We start from the raw sequence: 815 nt of genomic DNA, 5'->3' as shown, positions 1-815 counted from the left end.
GGTGTTGTCAAGTTGTCTGGAGTACAGCAGTTTTGGGGTGCGGCAAGGCATCGCACGGGGAGGTCGGTCAGGGAGCGACGGTTTGTTCGGTGACCTGATCCCATACCTGGAATCGGATGGCCAGTTCGGTGCGGTGGTCGGTGGCAGCCATCCGGTGCCGGGGTGGGCGGAAGTGCGGCGAGATCCGGCTGAACACTGCGAGGAATCGTTGTGCTGAGCTGACAGTGCGGAAGCCCTTCATCGCTCGTTCACGTTGGCGGGTGGGTTGGTGGGAGTTCTCGCACCGATTGTTCAAGTATTTGTTTTGCCGGTGCTCAGTTGTCGACATCATCGTCCGGTGGGCAACACGATACGAAGCGAGCTTGTCGGTGATCAGCACCCGCGGCGGGCGAGCGTGCCGCTTCAGGAGTTTCTTGAAGAACCTGGTCGCCGCCTTGCCGTCCCGCTTCCCTTGGATCAGAATGTCGAGCACGTTTCCGTGCTGGTCCACCGCCCGCCACAAATACTTCTGCATGCCGCCGATCTTGATGAACACTTCGTCGAGATGCCACTTGTCACCTGGTCGGGGCACCTTTCGTCGAAGCCGGCGGGCGTACTCGGGCCCGAACCTCGCGCACCAGGTGCGGATCGTCTCGTACGTCACCTCGACCCCGCGCTCGGCCATCAGTAACTCGATGTCGCGGAACGAGAGGGTGAATCGGTGGTACAGCCACACACAGTGCGCGATGATCTCCCGCGGAAACCGGAACCCCTTGTACGTTGACGACACCCGTAGATCATCCCAGATCAGCGGATCTCAACAACTTGACAATGCC

At 60.5% G+C, this 815-nt stretch carries 1 protein-coding gene; it reads right to left on the bottom strand.

Annotation, left to right across the window (positions count from 1 at the left end; genetic code table 11):
• Positions 1–67: 67 nt before the first annotated feature.
• Positions 68–769, bottom strand: a complete 702-nt coding sequence (locus G8767_RS35225) for an IS6 family transposase (protein WP_070160342.1) — start codon at positions 767–769, stop codon at positions 68–70.
• Positions 770–815: the final 46 nt, after the last annotated feature.

It is taken from the genome of Rhodococcus sp. IC4_135 (genome assembly GCF_011602025.1).
In the GTDB taxonomy this organism is placed as follows: domain Bacteria; phylum Actinomycetota; class Actinomycetes; order Mycobacteriales; family Mycobacteriaceae; genus Rhodococcus_F; species Rhodococcus_F baikonurensis.
This window is presented reverse-complemented; position numbering and strand designations above follow the sequence as displayed.